This window comes from Paenibacillus hodogayensis (assembly GCF_039536325.1).
In the GTDB taxonomy this organism is placed as follows: domain Bacteria; phylum Bacillota; class Bacilli; order Paenibacillales; family NBRC-103111; genus Paenibacillus_AB; species Paenibacillus_AB hodogayensis.
Genome location: NZ_BAAAYO010000018.1, coordinates 52,619 through 68,167, shown reverse-complemented (window position 1 = coordinate 68,167; position 15,549 = coordinate 52,619). Strand labels below are relative to the sequence as shown.

14 protein-coding genes and 1 pseudogene are annotated in these 15,549 nt (G+C 50.9%); 13 read left to right on the top strand and 2 right to left on the bottom strand.

Annotated features, from left to right (window positions below; genetic code table 11):
- Positions 1-149 precede the first annotated feature (149 nt).
- The 8 genes from ABD796_RS31675 (at position 150) to ABD796_RS31640 (ending at position 11,445) form a co-directional block, all read left to right on the top strand.
- On the top strand, positions 150-2,876 hold the full coding sequence (locus ABD796_RS31675) for a cohesin domain-containing protein (protein ID WP_344916044.1): 2,727 nt from the start codon (positions 150-152) through the stop codon (positions 2,874-2,876).
- A gap of 80 nt (positions 2,877-2,956) precedes the next feature.
- Positions 2,957-3,475, top strand: coding sequence for a cohesin domain-containing protein (locus ABD796_RS31670; RefSeq protein ID WP_344916042.1), 519 nt, complete (start codon positions 2,957-2,959; stop codon positions 3,473-3,475).
- A 133-nt stretch (positions 3,476-3,608) separates the two neighbouring features.
- Positions 3,609-4,793, top strand: a complete 1,185-nt coding sequence (locus tag ABD796_RS31665; RefSeq protein WP_344916040.1) for an acyltransferase domain-containing protein — start codon at positions 3,609-3,611, stop codon at positions 4,791-4,793.
- 93 nt (positions 4,794-4,886) lie between these two features.
- On the top strand, positions 4,887-6,110 hold the full coding sequence (locus ABD796_RS31660; protein WP_344916038.1) for a Gfo/Idh/MocA family protein: 1,224 nt from the start codon (positions 4,887-4,889) through the stop codon (positions 6,108-6,110).
- 83 nt (positions 6,111-6,193) lie between these two features.
- Positions 6,194-7,300 (top strand): SGNH/GDSL hydrolase family protein, encoded by a 1,107-nt coding sequence (locus ABD796_RS31655; protein ID WP_344916036.1) that lies wholly within the window; start codon positions 6,194-6,196, stop codon positions 7,298-7,300.
- Positions 7,301-7,405: 105 nt separating this feature from the next.
- Positions 7,406-8,173 (top strand): creatininase family protein, encoded by a 768-nt coding sequence (locus ABD796_RS31650; protein WP_344916034.1) that lies wholly within the window; start codon positions 7,406-7,408, stop codon positions 8,171-8,173.
- 811 nt (positions 8,174-8,984) lie between these two features.
- A complete protein-coding gene (locus tag ABD796_RS31645; protein ID WP_344916032.1) occupies positions 8,985-10,268 on the top strand; it encodes an ABC transporter substrate-binding protein in 1,284 nt (427 codons plus the stop codon).
- Between the two features lie 250 nt (positions 10,269-10,518).
- On the top strand, positions 10,519-11,445 hold the full coding sequence (locus ABD796_RS31640; protein ID WP_344916030.1) for a phosphotransferase family protein: 927 nt from the start codon (positions 10,519-10,521) through the stop codon (positions 11,443-11,445).
- 74 nt (positions 11,446-11,519) lie between these two features.
- Here the strand turns inward: ABD796_RS31640 and ABD796_RS31635 are convergent.
- Positions 11,520-11,948: pseudogene (locus ABD796_RS31635) on the bottom strand (SDR family NAD(P)-dependent oxidoreductase); the annotation flags it as partial.
- A gap of 54 nt (positions 11,949-12,002) precedes the next feature.
- Positions 12,003-12,143 carry a MerR family DNA-binding transcriptional regulator gene (locus tag ABD796_RS31630; protein ID WP_344916028.1) on the bottom strand — a complete coding sequence of 47 codons (141 nt, stop codon included), beginning with the start codon at positions 12,141-12,143 and terminating at the stop codon, positions 12,003-12,005.
- A 285-nt stretch (positions 12,144-12,428) separates the two neighbouring features.
- Here ABD796_RS31630 and ABD796_RS31625 point away from each other — a divergent pair, with 285 nt between their 5' ends.
- The 5 genes from ABD796_RS31625 to ABD796_RS31605 all read left to right on the top strand — a co-directional run bounded on the left by ABD796_RS31625 (position 12,429) and on the right by ABD796_RS31605 (position 15,526).
- A complete protein-coding gene (locus ABD796_RS31625; protein WP_344916026.1) occupies positions 12,429-13,229 on the top strand; it encodes an MBL fold metallo-hydrolase in 801 nt (266 codons plus the stop codon).
- A 218-nt stretch (positions 13,230-13,447) separates the two neighbouring features.
- On the top strand, positions 13,448-14,011 hold the full coding sequence (locus ABD796_RS31620; protein ID WP_344916024.1) for a hypothetical protein: 564 nt from the start codon (positions 13,448-13,450) through the stop codon (positions 14,009-14,011).
- Positions 14,012-14,043: 32 nt separating this feature from the next.
- Positions 14,044-14,604, top strand: a complete 561-nt coding sequence (locus ABD796_RS31615) for a DUF4303 domain-containing protein (protein WP_344916022.1) — start codon at positions 14,044-14,046, stop codon at positions 14,602-14,604.
- A 22-nt stretch (positions 14,605-14,626) separates the two neighbouring features.
- Positions 14,627-14,770 (top strand): hypothetical protein, encoded by a 144-nt coding sequence (locus ABD796_RS31610; RefSeq protein WP_344916020.1) that lies wholly within the window; start codon positions 14,627-14,629, stop codon positions 14,768-14,770.
- A gap of 18 nt (positions 14,771-14,788) precedes the next feature.
- Positions 14,789-15,526: a hypothetical protein gene (locus ABD796_RS31605; RefSeq protein WP_344916018.1), complete on the top strand. Its 738-nt coding sequence runs from the start codon at positions 14,789-14,791 to the stop codon at positions 15,524-15,526.
- Positions 15,527-15,549: the final 23 nt, after the last annotated feature.

The following is a 15,549-nucleotide window of genomic DNA, read 5'->3' as shown; positions in this document are numbered from 1 at the left end:
GGAACCAGATGCTTATACAGGCCGGTTTTAAACGAAGTTTGAAAAAACTCATCTCCTCATTCCTGATTATCACATTGCTTTTTTCTATTGGCGTGCTCGGTGATCCTCGTTCAACTCCTGTCGCCTATGCATTAAGCGCGCCTACCTATGTGTCTACCTTCGAGTCCATCGGGTTGTATTGGAATCCGAACGTTCCCAATCAAGGAACGATGAGCGCCGCGGTCCAATACCGTATTGCCGGTTCTCAGGGGGCGTGGCAGGATGCCATGGACCTGTGGTATGACGAGCGAACAACAGGAGGCAGGGCAGCCGAATTTCGAGGTAGTATTGTCGGGCTTATTCCGGGGACCGACTACGAAGTCAAACTGACGTTGACAAATGGTGAGAACGCTTCCATTATAGCCAAAACGATGAGCGAGCATTTTCCGGTAGGGGAAACGGTCAATCTTCCTCTGATGTCCACTGAGCAGCTGGTGATCAGCACTGGGGGAACCTCATCCGCGTATAAGCTGTACACGTTCGATCCGGCAACCGGTACGGCAACCATTGACGTTCAGAAGGCCGCCAATACGTGTATCACCGTCACGGCTCCTTACGTCATCATAAGGGGAATTTCTTGCAAAGGAGCGGCACAGCATGGGATTGCCATGGAACAAGGCACCCACCATGTCGTGATCGAGAATAACGACATTAGCGACTGGGGATCGGAAAAAACGCCAGGTACGGGTCTGGGCAGAGACTATCAATCGGCGATCATGGCCAATCAACCGAATCCATCCGTTAATCCCGTAACGGATACGGTCATTCAGCGGAACAAAATTCACGATCCAACCTATACGACCAACACCTGGGATTTCGGCCATCCCGAAGGCCCTCAGGGGATCACGTTCATGCAGTTCGCCGGGGGACATCATATTGTCCGGTACAATGAAATAACCGGCAGCGACGGCGCTATTGCGGGCAAAGACGGACATTATTTCAATGACGGTATTGGCGGTGGCCCCAATTACTCCTTGTCCGGCGGGCCGGGCGCCGACTCCGATATTTACGGCAATATTGTCACACATACTTATGACGATGCCATCGAGACCGAAGGCGGGAACCGAAATGTGCGCGTTTGGGGCAATTATTTGGACAAAACCGGGACAGGAATAGCCAGCGCATCGACTTCGATCGGTCCGTATTACGTGTTCCGCAATGTATACAACCGGTCGCGCATCCTGTTTATGAATACGGCCAAGACAGCTTACGTTAGCCCAGACCTCGACGACATTAGAGGCGGTTTTGCCAAGGTCGGAGATAGTGTAGACGACCCTACGCTCGGCGGGGGAAGAAGGTATTACTTCCATAACACCACCCTGCAGGCGCCCGGTGGCGCATTTCCCCTTGGCCCAGGACCTGGCATCTATGACGCTGGCGGGCCGTTAACGAACACAGTGTCGAGAAATAACATTTGGCAGTCCTTCAAAACATGGCGGAATACGATCCAGGACGCACGCTTAAGCACAACGAATGATTTCGACTATGATCTGTCCTCCGGACAGGTGGTTGCCTATGCCGGAGCAGAGCCGCACGGGCTCCTGAGCAAGGCGCCGATCTATGAGCCCAACAATGGATATGTCAGTGGAGCCGGCGGGCGGTATGCATTGGCTCCCACAAGTCCGGGCTATCACACCGGTGTGGCGATTAAAAATTTCAACAGCGGGACGAATGTCGATATGGGAGCCCACCAATCCGGTACGGCAGCCATGCAGTTCGGCTTGAACGCATATAGCTCCAATCGGGCGCCGATTGTGTATGCCGGAAGCGCGATTACGACGGGAAGAACAGCGAGTCTCGCGGGAGTCGTCTACGATGACGGCATGCCCAGCGGCATCCTTACGAAAACCTGGAGCAAAGTGAGCGGTCCCGGAACGGTTCTGTTCAGCGATGTTTCATCTGCCAGCCCCGTTGCAACCTTTAGCGCTACAGGTACCTATGTCTTGCGTCTGACCGCAAGCGACGGAAGCTTGACGACCGCAAGCGATGTTACGGTCTATGCCAATATTGAGCTTCCCTATGCTGTGTTAACGGGAGCGAATCAAGTGGAAGCCGATGCCAGCTTCGATCTCACCTTCGGGATCCGAGATGTGACGGCCAGCACTTATCAAAGCGTCTACGCCCAGATCGTGACGATTAACTATGATCCGAGCACGCTGGAGCTTTCCGGGGTAACGTCTGCGGTAACGGGATTTGCGGTATTGACGCAAAAACAAGTTACGCCTGGACAAGTGCGGGTAGCAGCCGCAAGCCTTGGACCGGATCATGCCCTGGCTGCTAATAGCGATTCCTTGAAGCTTTCGTTTAAGGCGAAGCCGACGAACACGCCTGTGAACACAAACGTCTCAGTGAATCAGATTCAGATTGCAAACAGCTCAGGCGGTATGATGCAGGTAGACGGCGCTTCGCACGCTCTGCAAATTCAGCTCCATACTGTCAACCGAGCGCTGCTGCAGGCCGCAATCGAGAAGGCGCAAGGCGATCATGACGCTTCGGAGGAAGGGATCAGAATCGGTCAGTATCCAAGCGGCTCGAAAGCGACCCTGCAGGCGGCGATTAACGCTGCCGTATCGGTGAGACAGCATGAGGCGGCTACCCCGCAAGACATCAATCTAGCGTTAACGAATTTAAATGCTGCTGTTCAGTTGTTCGAAGATTCTGTGATCAAGCCTGTTCAAGGTCAAGTCAGTGTAGCCGATCTAGGCATTGCCGTTGCCGCCTATGGGAAAACGAGCACCGATCCCAACTGGAGCCGGTACAAGTTCGCGGATAGCAATCATGATAATGTAATCGATATCTTGGACCTGGTGGCCATTGCGCAAATGCTTTTTGAGTAGTCCGGATAGACCTGTGGGAGGGACGGCGGAAGCTGTCCCTTCATGCATACAGAACAGATGCCCGATAAGGAAGGTCGCCCTTGATAAACTGGAAAGTGAAAGAGATGACGGGCAAGCGAGCATTACTCGGCCTTTGCCTGCTACTATGTATTTATTTTGTAGTTCAACAGTTGACGGCGGTGAAGGTGGGGGACCCTGCTTTCTCTATCGTTCCAATTCCGGATACTTCCAAACTCAGCGAGGAGATTACGATCAACGTAGCAGCCAACCGGATTACGGACGTATTCGGTTACGAAGTGAATGTGGATTTCGATGGATCCAGGCTTGTTTTCAGCAAAGCGACCAGTATGATTCCGGGGGTTTCCATTGTACCGATCGTCAAAGAGGGGCGGCTCCAATTCGCCAGCACCAAGACAGGGAAAGATGGGGGTGAGAGCGGAGATCTTGTGCTATGTTCGCTCACATTTCGGACGATCGCACCCGGTAAAGCGGCGTTTTCCCTTGCAAGCATTAAATTAGTAGACAGTCAAATCACGCAAACCGTCTATAACCCAAAGGCGCGAACATACGTGAAGATTTCCAGCAAAGAATCATTATAGCTAGTACAAAGTCAGACCTTGAACGGTATTCCTCGGATGGGACCAATCCCTTGCACCTCAAGGGATCGAGCCTCCCGGAATACACAGGATTAGCTCTGACTTTGTACTAGTTACTACGGAGGTTGTTTCAACTATGACAGCGATCACATTCATTTCTTCCCTCTCCGCGTGCGACACGCCGGATGATTACCTGCGGCTTGATTATATCGCAGCTGCCAGCGAGTTGCTTCAACTGTCAGCTGAAATAACCGACGCCTTTGTTCAAGCGACGGCTTTATTGCAGGCGGATGATCGATTAAGCGAGATCGTCTCTCGCTGCCATCGGGTCTTGTTTCATTCACAGGACGGCTTGGCGAAGAAGGAAGTTATGCAGGAACTGCTCGCCTTGGAGCAGAGCGAAGAAGATCAATGGGCCGCCATGCTCATTCCTATCGTGCTCTTGTCCGGCTTGCCTCACACCGTGCAGATTTATCGCGAAAGGGACATTCCCATGGAAGTGTTAACCGAAACGCTGAGCGATCTGGAACTAAGGATGCGTATTTACAAAAATCAGCGAGGGTTATGGGGGGCCAATAGCATTCATTGGCTAATCCAACATTTCACGGGGGAAATGTTTCGTCTGGGCAGGCTACAATTTCAATTAAAATTGTTTCCTTATTCGATTCACGCTTTTCGACATAGAAGCACCGGGGAGGTTGCTATTTTTCCGGATAACGATATCCCCTTCCGCAGTGACGGCTGTATCGATGGAACGAATGGAGTATACAATTGCGCCTGGATTTCGAAGCTTATGTTAACGGAACAGCAGATCACGGGCCATCGAATCACATCGGATGGGCTAGGGGTACCGGAAACAACCGTCTTGCAGGGAAAGGAATGGGAGCATGTCCTGAAGCCTAGAGATACCGCCATAGTTGTCCACATCCCGGCAGATGGCAAAATGGCGCATGAACAATGCAGAGACTCCTACAGTCGCGCGGTCCATTTTTTCGATACCTATTTCCCTGAAAAGCCTTTCTCTGTTATCTTTTGTGCGACATGGCTTCTTAGCCCGCAGTGGCAGAAACTGCTGCCGAGTCATACGAATATCGTCCAATTCCGACAGGACTATCACCCGTTCCCGATTCTAAGCGATGATCATCAGACTTTCGAAAGGGTGTTTGGAACGAAACCGGTTGACTTGGCATCGGCCCCGCGCGACACGCAGTTGAGGCGTGCCATACTCGATTACCTATTGGCGGGTCATGCCATTCACAGCGGAGCAGGAATTTTGCTAAAGAACGCATTTCTGGGAACAACCGCTGCAGACCGAATGTAGCGCACGAAACGCGCATCTTCGGATCGCGATCGGGTCCGTCGTAGAACCATCCGCTCGGGAAGCGGGCGGAAGTCTGTTTGGAGGGAACAAATCGTGAGAACAATTCGGGCTGCGATTATAGGCATCGGAGGATTTGGCGCACAGCACGTAGGGATTATGTCGGAACTGGCCAAGAATGGCATGCTGGACATAGTTGCATTTGCCGAGTTGAATGCCGAAGCGTACGAGAAGCAGTTTCAACAGTTGGTATCTTTCGGCGCAGTGCATTACACGGATTACGAGTGGATGCTCGCCGAGCATCCGGAGATCGATTTTGTCGCCATTGCTACGCCGATCGCCGCGCACAAGCCGATGTGCGTCCGCGTGCTGCAACTGGGCTTTCATGTGCTGGTGGAGAAGCCGCCTGCTGCGACGGTGCAGGACGTGGATGCGATGATAGCCGCTTCGCAGGAAAGCGGTCGGTTGTGCCAGGTCAACTTCCAGCATACGTCGGGCCGTGCGTTCCGCAACTTGCTAGAACAACTGGCAGCCGGAGCGATCGGGCAAGTGACCGATGTGACCGGAGTGGGCAGATGGAAGCGGAATCGCTCGTATTACGATCGGACCCGCTGGGCCGGCAAGTTGACGTGCGACGGCCAGTATGTGCTGGACGGCACGTTCAACAACCCGCTGGCCCATCTGTTGAACAACTGCCTGCTCGCCGCTGGGAGCGGCGATGCGGTTAAGGCGCTGCCCGAAGAGGTGCAGGCCGAGCTGTACCATGTGAATGACATAGAAAGTGACGACGTGTCCTGTATCCGAATTGGCGCTGCGAATGGCGTGAACATTTATTTTTACGCGATGCTTTGTCACCATGAAAACGAAACGCCCTCTATCCGGGTTCGCGGGACGGAAGGGGAAGCATACTGGGATTACACCAATAAGCTGACGATTCGTGGCAGGAACGGTGAACAGAGCTTGGAATATGAGGCGGATTCCTTAATGCAAAACATGTACCTGAACCTAATGCGGGCGATTGACGGTTCCGCTGAGCCGTTGTACTGCCCGATCGAGGCGTGCCGGAACTTCATACTGGCATCGAACGGTGCGCATGAATCGGCCGACCGTGTATTAGCCATTCCGCAACAGTACGTGGTCGAGCGCGAGGATAATGATTCCACGGTCCGGCTGCTGCCTGGCTTGTCCGAGCGGATCATGGACGCTGCCGATAAAGGCCAGCTCTATTCGGAATACCCGTTCCCGTGGGCGAAGCCGACACGTCTGTTTTCCACAAAGGGGTACAGCCGTTTCGAGCTCCCTATTGGCATGGCTAGATGATCTGTACCAAGTGGTTAGTTCTGCGCTGGCCGGGACGATCAATGATCCATATAAAATACGACAAATGGAGAGGATGAGGACACATGTCAGATCAGCCAGAAGGGATCAACGTTCAAGAACTGGACCCGAATATGAAGCCGCCGGAGTTGAAAACGGAATCGATCCAATGGTATTCGCCCCTGGAGGCGCCATTCCAGATCACTGGCTTCGCATGGTTCGAGAAAGAGGGGCTGTATCGGCGAATGCCGCAATCGCCGTCGCATCCGCTCAGTCATGGAGTGCAATCACTCGCCAATTGCACGGCAGGCGGTCAGGTAAGATTCCGAACGTCCTCCTCCAAGCTATTCGTGAAGGTTGTGCTAGCGGGCATTGCGAATATGTATCATATGCCGGCAACAGGACAATGCGGATTTGACTGCTATATAGGTGAACCAGGGGAACAGAAGTATATAAGTACTACACGTTATGACCATAACCAGATCGAATTCTCGGCTCCCCTATTCGAATGGTCGAATGTGAGCAGCGAGATGAGGATGATTACGCTAAATTTCCCGCTCTACCAAGGGGTGAAGGAACTGCAGATCGGGCTAACCTCCGATGCGGAGGTTGCCGGTCCTGCGCCGTTTGCCGATGACCGCAGAGTGATTGTGTACGGGACTTCGATTACACAAGGCGGATGTGCAAGCCGACCGGGAATGTGTTTCACGAATATACTCAGCCGGAGTATACCGCGTGAATTTATCAATGTGGGCTTTTCCGGCAGCGGTCGGGGCGAGCCGGAGGTTGCCCACGTGTTGGCACAGATCGAGCGTCCTGCCCTGCTTGTGCTGGATTATGAGGGCAATGCCGGACAGCCGGAGCAGTTTAGGCAAACGTTGCCGGCCTTTATCCGGATCTACCGGGAACGACATGCGACCGTACCGATTCTGGTCATCTCCAAAATTCGCTTTGCCAAAGAGCGATTCGATCCAGTCCTAGCTCAATTAGCCGAGGAGCGCAAGCAGATTGCCAGAGAAACGGTCGCAGCGTTCGCAGACGCAGGCGACAAGCATATCACCTTCTTCGACGGCTCTACGCTTCTGGGCGACGATTATGAGGAGTGTACGGTGGACGGGGGCCACCCAACCGATCTTGGCTTCATTCGAATGGCCGAAGGTCTTGCTCCAACGTTCCGGCAATTATTGAAATAGGCGCGCTACACCGATCGAGGCGTGCCGGAACTTCATGCTGGCATCGTACGTTTCACATGAATCGGCCGGTTATCGCCAGCCGCAAAGTTAGACGAAGCCAAGCCAATGAACAAAATGAAAATACCGAACGGACTGGAGAGTGATACCATGCTAACGATTCACGATACAACACGTGCTTTCGAGCGAGCCGCTCCAACTATAGCGGTTCTGCCGATAGGCGCCGTCGAACAGCACGGCAGCCATCTGCCAGTCGGAACGGATTGCTTGATCGCCGGACATTGGGCCGAGCGGCTCGCCCGCGAGCTGAATGCTTATTTGCTGCCGGTCATTCCGATAACATCCTCCATCGAGCATCGGCAAGCGAGAGGAACCGTCTACCTGAAGGCAGCTACTCTGGGAAGCATTGTCCAGGATGTGGCGGAATCCCTGCAATACGACGGTTTCCGTCAACTCATTATCGTGAACGGTCATGGCGGCAATTGGATATTGAAGCCGACGGTTCGGCAGTTGAACCGCGATCTCGATGGCCTTATGACCATTTTGATCGACACCAACGTCGGAATACGGCGCGCGCATGAGGTGATGGAGCATACGGCGAACGATATCCACGCAGGCGAGCACGAGACTTCCATCATGATGCATATCCATCCCGAGCTTGTCGGTCAGGTCTTCGAGCCGACCGATCGACGGTTCTATCCGCAGGACTACCTCGACTATTTCGATTCGACCGAGCTTACGGAGGATGGCTATTGGGGATATCCGGAATGCGCAACGGACGATAAAGGTCGGCGGATGATGGACATTATGGTCGAAAACGCCTTGGACGTTATTCGGAAGTTGACGTTGATGCGGCATAACAAAACGCTGAAATAAAAAGAGGACGACAAACGCATGTCATAACAGCCGGCCGCGGCTGTCCGGCAACACAAACATAGGTGCATAATCGTGGTAAGCATTTCGTATATCGAAAGAGACAGTTCAGTTAAAGGATAACGAGGGAATTCAACGAAAACGGCTGCCGCGGGGCAGCCGTCATTGTAATAGCCACTCTGTGCAGATTTCGGCATATGCAACAGAAAGTTTACATAATAATAATTATGTAAAATTCTATTATAAGATGATCTCGGGCTTAATGTCATGTATTCTTTTTCTCGCAAAATCGGAAGGTGTTCGCCTGACTCTCATCAACCTTGTCGTTCTGCGACAAGGTTTTTTCCACTTTCGGGTTTATACAGACACGAACCTCGAGCATACACCGGGTTATATGAAATCTCAAATGAAAATAAAAATGATTAAACTATCGTTCAGGTACACAAATATTAATCATGGCGCTAAGCGCCAAACTTTCTAAAATAAGAATAAGAATTGCCGATGTACAGGACGCAATAAAACTTATTCGGGCAGATTTTCCGAGACACAGAATCGAAGCGATAAACAGCTGCATTCGGCGTATGAAACGGGTGGACTCGCTGCTTTGCAAATGAAGTATTCCTCCGGAGTATCTGTGAAAGCGCTCGCAAAATGTGATCGCGACTGAGATGAGGCGAAAGAACGTTCGGAATATTACGCAGCACAGGCATCACAGAATTCGCCCTAATGGTATGATGCAGAATTTTCACTTGCCGGAATGCGCAAATAGAGAAGCTGCTTCGTTCATAACCAATTATAATGAGGGGGTTATTTCATGCAAAAAAAGTTGTGCTCGCTTCTGCTCATTTCCACCGCGATCGTCTTCGCCGGCTGCTCCAAAAGCGAGACGGTGACGCCGAAATCCGTTCCGACGGAAGTCAAGTCCTTGTCTCCCGTAACGATTCGTTTTCATCAGCTAGGCGGCTATTTCACAGATCAGGATTTCAGTGAGCTTGTCGTCGAGCCGGTCAAGAAAAAGTACCCGCATATTACGGTAGTCATGGACAAAACGACGGAAGATTTGCCGGAGCTGTTGACGAAAGGCGAAGCGATCGATTTTCTGGTTACTTACCACGGGCGGTTAATCAACTATATCGATATGGGCGTCTATTTCGACATTACGCCGCTGGCCAAACAGCATAACATCGACTTGAGTCGTTTTGAATCAGGCGCTCTGGACACGATTACGGCCATTTCTCCCAAAAAAGAACTGATCGCGCTGCCGTACGCCAATAATCTGAACGCGACTTACTATAACAAAGACGTGTTCGATAAGTTCGGCGTGCCTTATCCAAAGGATGGCATGTTATGGGAAGACGCGATCGAGTTAGCCAAAAAAGTAACGCGCAAGGAAGGCTCGATCCAATATCGCGGCCTCGATACCGATATGCTCGGCCGCTATCTGCTGCCGCTTTCTTTAAACCTTATTGACGCGAAAACCGACGAAGTGACAGTCAACAGCGATCCGTATAAACGGGTGATGGAGATCGGACGGCAAATTTACGCCATTCCCGGAAACGAATACAACACCGGCAATGCGATCGACCGCTTTTTGAAAGACCGGAGTGTCGCGATGCTGACAACCGTCAATCTGTTTTTACGGCTGCGGGAAACGCCGGATTTGAACTGGGACGTTGTGCAATATCCGAGCTTTAAGGAGAGGCCGAACACCTACGGCCAATACGATCTCCATCTCGCCGCCCCGATGGCCAACAGCAAAAACCGGGACGATCAGATGCGCGTGCTGGAGGTGCTGTTCTCAGACGAAGTGCAGACGATTATGTCGCGGAAATCGGCCAAACAGACGGTTATGAAAGATCCGAAATACAAGCAAATGTTCGCGCAAGATTTGCCTGAAATGAAGGGCAAAAATATTGCCGGCGTGTTCAAAAGCAGCTCCGCTCCGGCTCCGGTCAACTCGATTTACTACGCCAAAGCGAACAGTATCGTGTCCGCCGAATTTACGAACGTCGTGACGAACAAAAAAGACGTTAACACCGCTTTGCGGGACGCGGAAGAGCAAATCAAGCTGCATATCAAAACGGAAAAAGGCAAATAAAACGGTCCGGAAAAATGAAGATACGGCTAAGTCGGCGAATGTCGACCTTGGCCGTATCTTTTACCTATTGGCTATAATCTCAGGCTCTAGGACGTTATTCGGATGTTGACGTTAATGCGGCATAACAAAACACTGAAATAAAGAGACATCTGTTTTAATTATTTGCTACACTGCTTACCATTTTTTGAGATGCTATAATTACAATGCAATGATACTACGAGGAATATGTAGATGAACGGGGGACGGAACCATGACTGCCTATGAGAAACCGAGCTTGGCCGTGAGCGAAATCGAGGAAGTGTTGCGGAATCATTTTGGACCCGGGGTGGCCGAGATTACGCCTTTAGCCGGCGGCAATTTGAGCAGCGTGTTTTCCTTCGTCCACGAAAGCAAAGGTTATGTAGTGAAATTCAGCGATTTGGAAGGCGCGTACAAGACGGAAGGCTATATCTCTAACTTGTTGTCGGGTCAAGGCATCGCTTTTCCGAAAAGTTTGGCGTTGGGGAAAACTGGTCGATTGGCCTATATCATCATGGAGCGGATAGAAGGAAGCAATCTAGCCGATTTCACGGCAGAGGAACAGGCCCGTCAATTGCCGGAAATTATCGGAATTTTGACCAAGCTGGCTGCTGTGAACGTCGGTGCAACGAACGGTTACGGGTGGATCGGGCCTGACGGCAACGGAACCTACACATCTTGGAAGGACTTCGTCGTTGCCATCAATGCGGAAGATCAGACGGGGACGTTCTGGGAGAACTGGCACGACCTCTATCGAACGTCTTGCTTGGAGAGAGACGTATTCGAAGAAATCTATAACCGCTTGATGGCCTACGTATCGTATAACGAACCGCACAGGGGCTTTATCCATGGGGATTTTCACCAGTGGAATATTTTGTCGGACGGCACGCGGATTACCGGTATCATTGATGGCAACTGCCAATACGGCGATTCCCTCGTAGACCTAGCGATTCTTGATCGGCATATGCCGCGGAACGGCGTCATTCAGGCGTATCAGGATTTTCAAGCGAAAGCCGGCATCACGATTCCGAATTTCAAGGAGCGGCTAATCGGTGCCTATTATTTCAAGGGACTCGATGGACTTCGGTTCTACGCGAAGATGGGATGGAGAGACGCCTATCAAGGGACGCGTCATTTTCTTCTGAACCTGGATGCTTGAATGATAGGCCGCAAGCGGCATTTGCGTCAGCAAGAGCCCCACCACCTTACTGGTGGATGGGGCTGCGGCAAAGATTATTCAATTATGTGTTTCGTAGCCGCATACAACTTTTCTGCGTACTCGTCAATTTCATCTCGCGACATGCGCAAGCGGCCAACAGAAGTACCATATCCAATCTCCTTTTGACCCTCTTCCAAACCTTTGAATATGCCAACAGCGAATGCATCTAATGGTTCTCCCTGAATGTTCAACCCAACTCCACCTAAATCTGTATTCACCGCAGGAGGAGCCACTTCAATTACTTCTACAGGTGTATTAGAAAGTTGGTGTCTTAGACACATCGTAAAGGAATGAAGCGCCGCTTTTGTTGCTGAATAAATCGGGGTAATCGCAAGCGGTGTAAAAGCTAACCCGGATGTCACGTTAATAATAGTCGCCTCTTCTTTTGCAGCAAAGAATGGGGCGAACAGCATGGAAAGATGGACAGGCGCTGCATTGTTTGATTGGGTAACCGTGAATTATCCGGAGGTCAATGTGTTAGTCAACAATGCAGGGATTCAACTACGTTCTGAAAATAACCGTCTCCCAGCTACATCACGCTCGATTAGTGGCAGTAGTCCTTTTTTTTCATAGTACCGTAACGTTGATTCCGGAATATTTAATTTGACTGAAGCTTCACTAATAGAAAAATACTTCATCTGGAGTCCTCCAAAATTTCATCATACCATGTCGACAGGAATAGGATACGACTTAAACCATGGTTTAAGTCAACAAACAAATTTTAGTCTGTCGAGAGAATAATAAATTGCTGAAGCTCTAAACCAGCATGCAAGTCAGTTAGGTGAGGTAACTTCAGAAATAATGGTGCTCCTGAATGGTTTAGTATTTGCTACGTTTGAAGCGCTCTATTAAACTAAACGAGTACGATAGTTGAATGAAATAGCAGTAGTTCGTCATGGCCCTATCGAGGAGGACTTACGCACATGATTCATGCTTTAGATATCGAGTTCCAAGTTAACGGACAGCTTCAGATCATTACGCCGGTGCTTCTAAAAGACGAGGAGCATACCATTCTCATTGATTGTGGGTATCCAGATTTTATGGACCGCATTCGTGAAGCCGCGAGCCGCTCGAATGTTGCTCTCGATACAATCACGACCATAATCGTGACACATGACGATATGGACCATATCGGATCGTTGGCCGCGTTGAAGCGGTCCTATCCGCATATCCAAGTCATTTCACATGAAATTGAGGCGCCGTACATTGGCGGAACAAAGAAATCATTACGGCTGGAGCAAGCAGAAAGTACGCTTGCGTCGTTACCCGTGCACGAATTGGCGCAGGCGGAACAATTTGTTCGCTTTCTACAAACGATCGAGCACGTGCCCGTCGATCAATTGGTAAGTGACAAGGAGCTGCTACCGTGGTGCGGTGGCATAGAGATCATTCACACGCCTGGACATACACCGGGGCACATCTCATTGTATCTCTCCCACAGTAAAACGCTGGTAGCCGGTGATGCCGTCGTCATCGAGAACGGCATGTTGGACATCGCCAATCCCCAATTCACGTTAGATCTGGAAGCGGCGGTTCAATCCGTTCGGCGTCTATTGGCATACGACATCGAGAGACTCTATTGCTACCACGGTGGCCTCTACGAAGGCTCGGTTCGACCGGCACTCGAGAAACTGGTCGATACTTATGTGTCGAGAGACCCGAAGACGTTCAAGCCAATGCTCGATACGGACGGTTTCCGAAAAAAATCAAGGCAAATCGAATAGTCCAATAGAGAGTGTCTCAAAGTCCTAAAGCGACGAAGAGACACCCTCTTTTTTATGAGGAAGAGAAAAGACAATCGACCAAATTCCCAGAATTCAGGTAAAAAGTCTGTGGATTCAGGACAAATGATCTTTATAATGGAGATAAGATTCATGTTACATAGGGCTAATATAAGGGTTATAAGCGTCTCACACACACCTTTGGTTGCAGGAGGTTATCTATGGGAAGGTCATTTGCTAATTTGCACATCAAGTCGAATAACCTTGAGAAGACGATCGAAGCACTTAGAGAGCTAAGCGAAGGGCATGCCAAAGTGTTAGGCAGAAATGAGGCTCAAGAGACCAAAGCGGTCATGTACATAAGCCAAAGCAACGAGAACTGGATCAGCGTGCTCCATGATTATTTTGTATGGGGGACGGTGAAGAAGATCGGCCGGACGTTGTCCCGGCTTACCGGGGAGCCGATCATGACCGCCGGGTATATGAATGAGGAAATCTTCGAATTGTCGATTTTTGCGGACGGGGAGATTCAAGCCGAAAGGATTCTTTGTGGACCGTGGACGAGGGAGGAGTATGAACTCCAAGAAGAACGTCTTCATGATAATTACCTGAGAGAAGTGCTGGATATCCGCAAAGAGGATCTTGACGAGCTTTTAGGGATGACTAGCCCGGAGCAAGCCGTAGATCGGTTGTCGGAACTCGTAGGACTCCCTTTATGGAGCGATTCGGAGTGGCTCCCGTACGAAGCGGAACTAAACGAACGGTTTATACAACATGAATTTTGAACGGGCGGTGATACTGAAAGGAGGCGATTGTCATGAAACCTACGCAAGAAATGGAGGCGCTAGCAGCAGAAATCGCCGATGCAGCCAGGACGATTTTTTGCACTCTTTTTGAAAATGGCGAACGATACTACTACTGCACGCTGTTTACTACCGGAGAGGGACATGCGCCAAGCGTCTCAGCCTGGTCGTGGGAGGCTTTGGAGCGGGAAGCGGCTAGGCAAGGAGAGAACAGCGATACGCCGGCAGCAACGATTGCGGAGCTTATCAAATGGTCCTATGCCGATTCGCCCTATTGTGGTTTCAGGGATGAGAACTTCGATGACGTCAAACCGTTGTTTATGGAGCGCCCTTCCATTGCGGAGCTAGAGGCTGACGAATGGGAACGCGAGTTTGCGTTCAGGCTGAAAGCCATGGAGCTGGCGATGAACATGCTCGATAATGAAGGCGTGTTTGCCTTGAATCAACTGCGGGACTCGGTATGCGTCCTTGTCGAGGTCATGCCGCCGGATGAGATCAATACCGAAATCGCCTTGCGTTTGAATGAGGCGGAGTCTCCGGCTATGCAGGCCTGGCTGGCGGAAGCGGCGGAGTAAGGGCAGCGAAGGAGGTTGACCTATGAATGAGGCGTTAATGGAGAGATTAAAAGTTTTTCTTCATCGGGAAGATAATAAAACGCTGGTAGGCACACCTGCGAGCGAAGAGGAAATCATCTTGGCCCAGCAGCGGCTGAACGTCACCTGTGATTGCGTCATCGTTTAGGAAACGGAGGGAGTTATCATGTACATCGTATCCCGGCAAATTCGGCTGTCCGAGACCCAAAACCAAGCGCTTGCGAAGGAGGACGCGGCTATTTACCCGCCAGGTTACTTTCGGTTTCTGAGGCAATTCGGCGAAGGGACTTACAGAGGGTGGATGAACGTCCAATTGCCTGATTCGGAGGTGTTAAAACCTTTTGCCGAGTATGGGTTATGGGAATATGACGAAGACAGCCCCATTCATGAGCAACAGATCGGTGAGTGTATCGCTATTGGCACGACGGTAGACGGCGACTTTCTGGCCGTACATCCCCAGACGGATGGACTGCTCTGGCTGCCTCGACATGCGGAGTACATAAAGGTTATTTCGATGCAGGCACGGGAGCAGGAGGACGAAGGGACGTACGCCTTGGTACTGGACGACATATACCGTCAGGTGTATGGACGCAGCCAAGAGGAGGGCGTCTATTATGAACCGTGGACGGGCACCCGGAGTCATCTCTTTTTGCGTTTACCGCCAGGGCAGGATCAGCTGTCGCTGCCCGAACTGGCTGGAGCGTGTCAGGCGGATTTTCCGCCGGATTTCTTCATTGAGACTCCCTATGCCTGCTTCTTGTTCTACCGGCAGATGGGCGGTTATGTACGGTTGAATTATGCCTATCAGCAAGAGGTAGCCGTCTTTTATGAACAGGATGTCCAGCCGAATTTTTTCGTTATCAAGCAATGGCTCTTGTCGAAAGGGTGCGAAACGATTTCATAAGACCTTGAAGTGGGAGTGGTGCG

Excerpts from the sequence above, each read along its gene's own strand:
- ABD796_RS31655 (WP_344916036.1), top strand. The coding sequence starts at position 6,194 with ATGTCAGATCAGCCAGAAGGGATCAACGTTCAAGAACTGGACCCGAAT.
- ABD796_RS31605 (WP_344916018.1), top strand. The coding sequence starts at position 14,789 with ATGTACATCGTATCCCGGCAAATTCGGCTGTCCGAGACCCAAAACCAA.
- ABD796_RS31620 (WP_344916024.1), top strand. The coding sequence starts at position 13,448 with ATGGGAAGGTCATTTGCTAATTTGCACATCAAGTCGAATAACCTTGAG.
- ABD796_RS31630 (WP_344916028.1), bottom strand. The coding sequence starts at position 12,143 with ATGAAGTATTTTTCTATTAGTGAAGCTTCAGTCAAATTAAATATTCCG.
- ABD796_RS31665 (WP_344916040.1), top strand. The coding sequence starts at position 3,609 with ATGACAGCGATCACATTCATTTCTTCCCTCTCCGCGTGCGACACGCCG.
- ABD796_RS31640 (WP_344916030.1), top strand. The coding sequence starts at position 10,519 with ATGACTGCCTATGAGAAACCGAGCTTGGCCGTGAGCGAAATCGAGGAA.
- ABD796_RS31615 (WP_344916022.1), top strand. The coding sequence starts at position 14,044 with ATGAAACCTACGCAAGAAATGGAGGCGCTAGCAGCAGAAATCGCCGAT.
- ABD796_RS31610 (WP_344916020.1), top strand. The coding sequence starts at position 14,627 with ATGAATGAGGCGTTAATGGAGAGATTAAAAGTTTTTCTTCATCGGGAA.
- ABD796_RS31650 (WP_344916034.1), top strand. The coding sequence starts at position 7,406 with ATGAACAAAATGAAAATACCGAACGGACTGGAGAGTGATACCATGCTA.
- ABD796_RS31625 (WP_344916026.1), top strand. The coding sequence starts at position 12,429 with ATGATTCATGCTTTAGATATCGAGTTCCAAGTTAACGGACAGCTTCAG.
- ABD796_RS31645 (WP_344916032.1), top strand. The coding sequence starts at position 8,985 with ATGCAAAAAAAGTTGTGCTCGCTTCTGCTCATTTCCACCGCGATCGTC.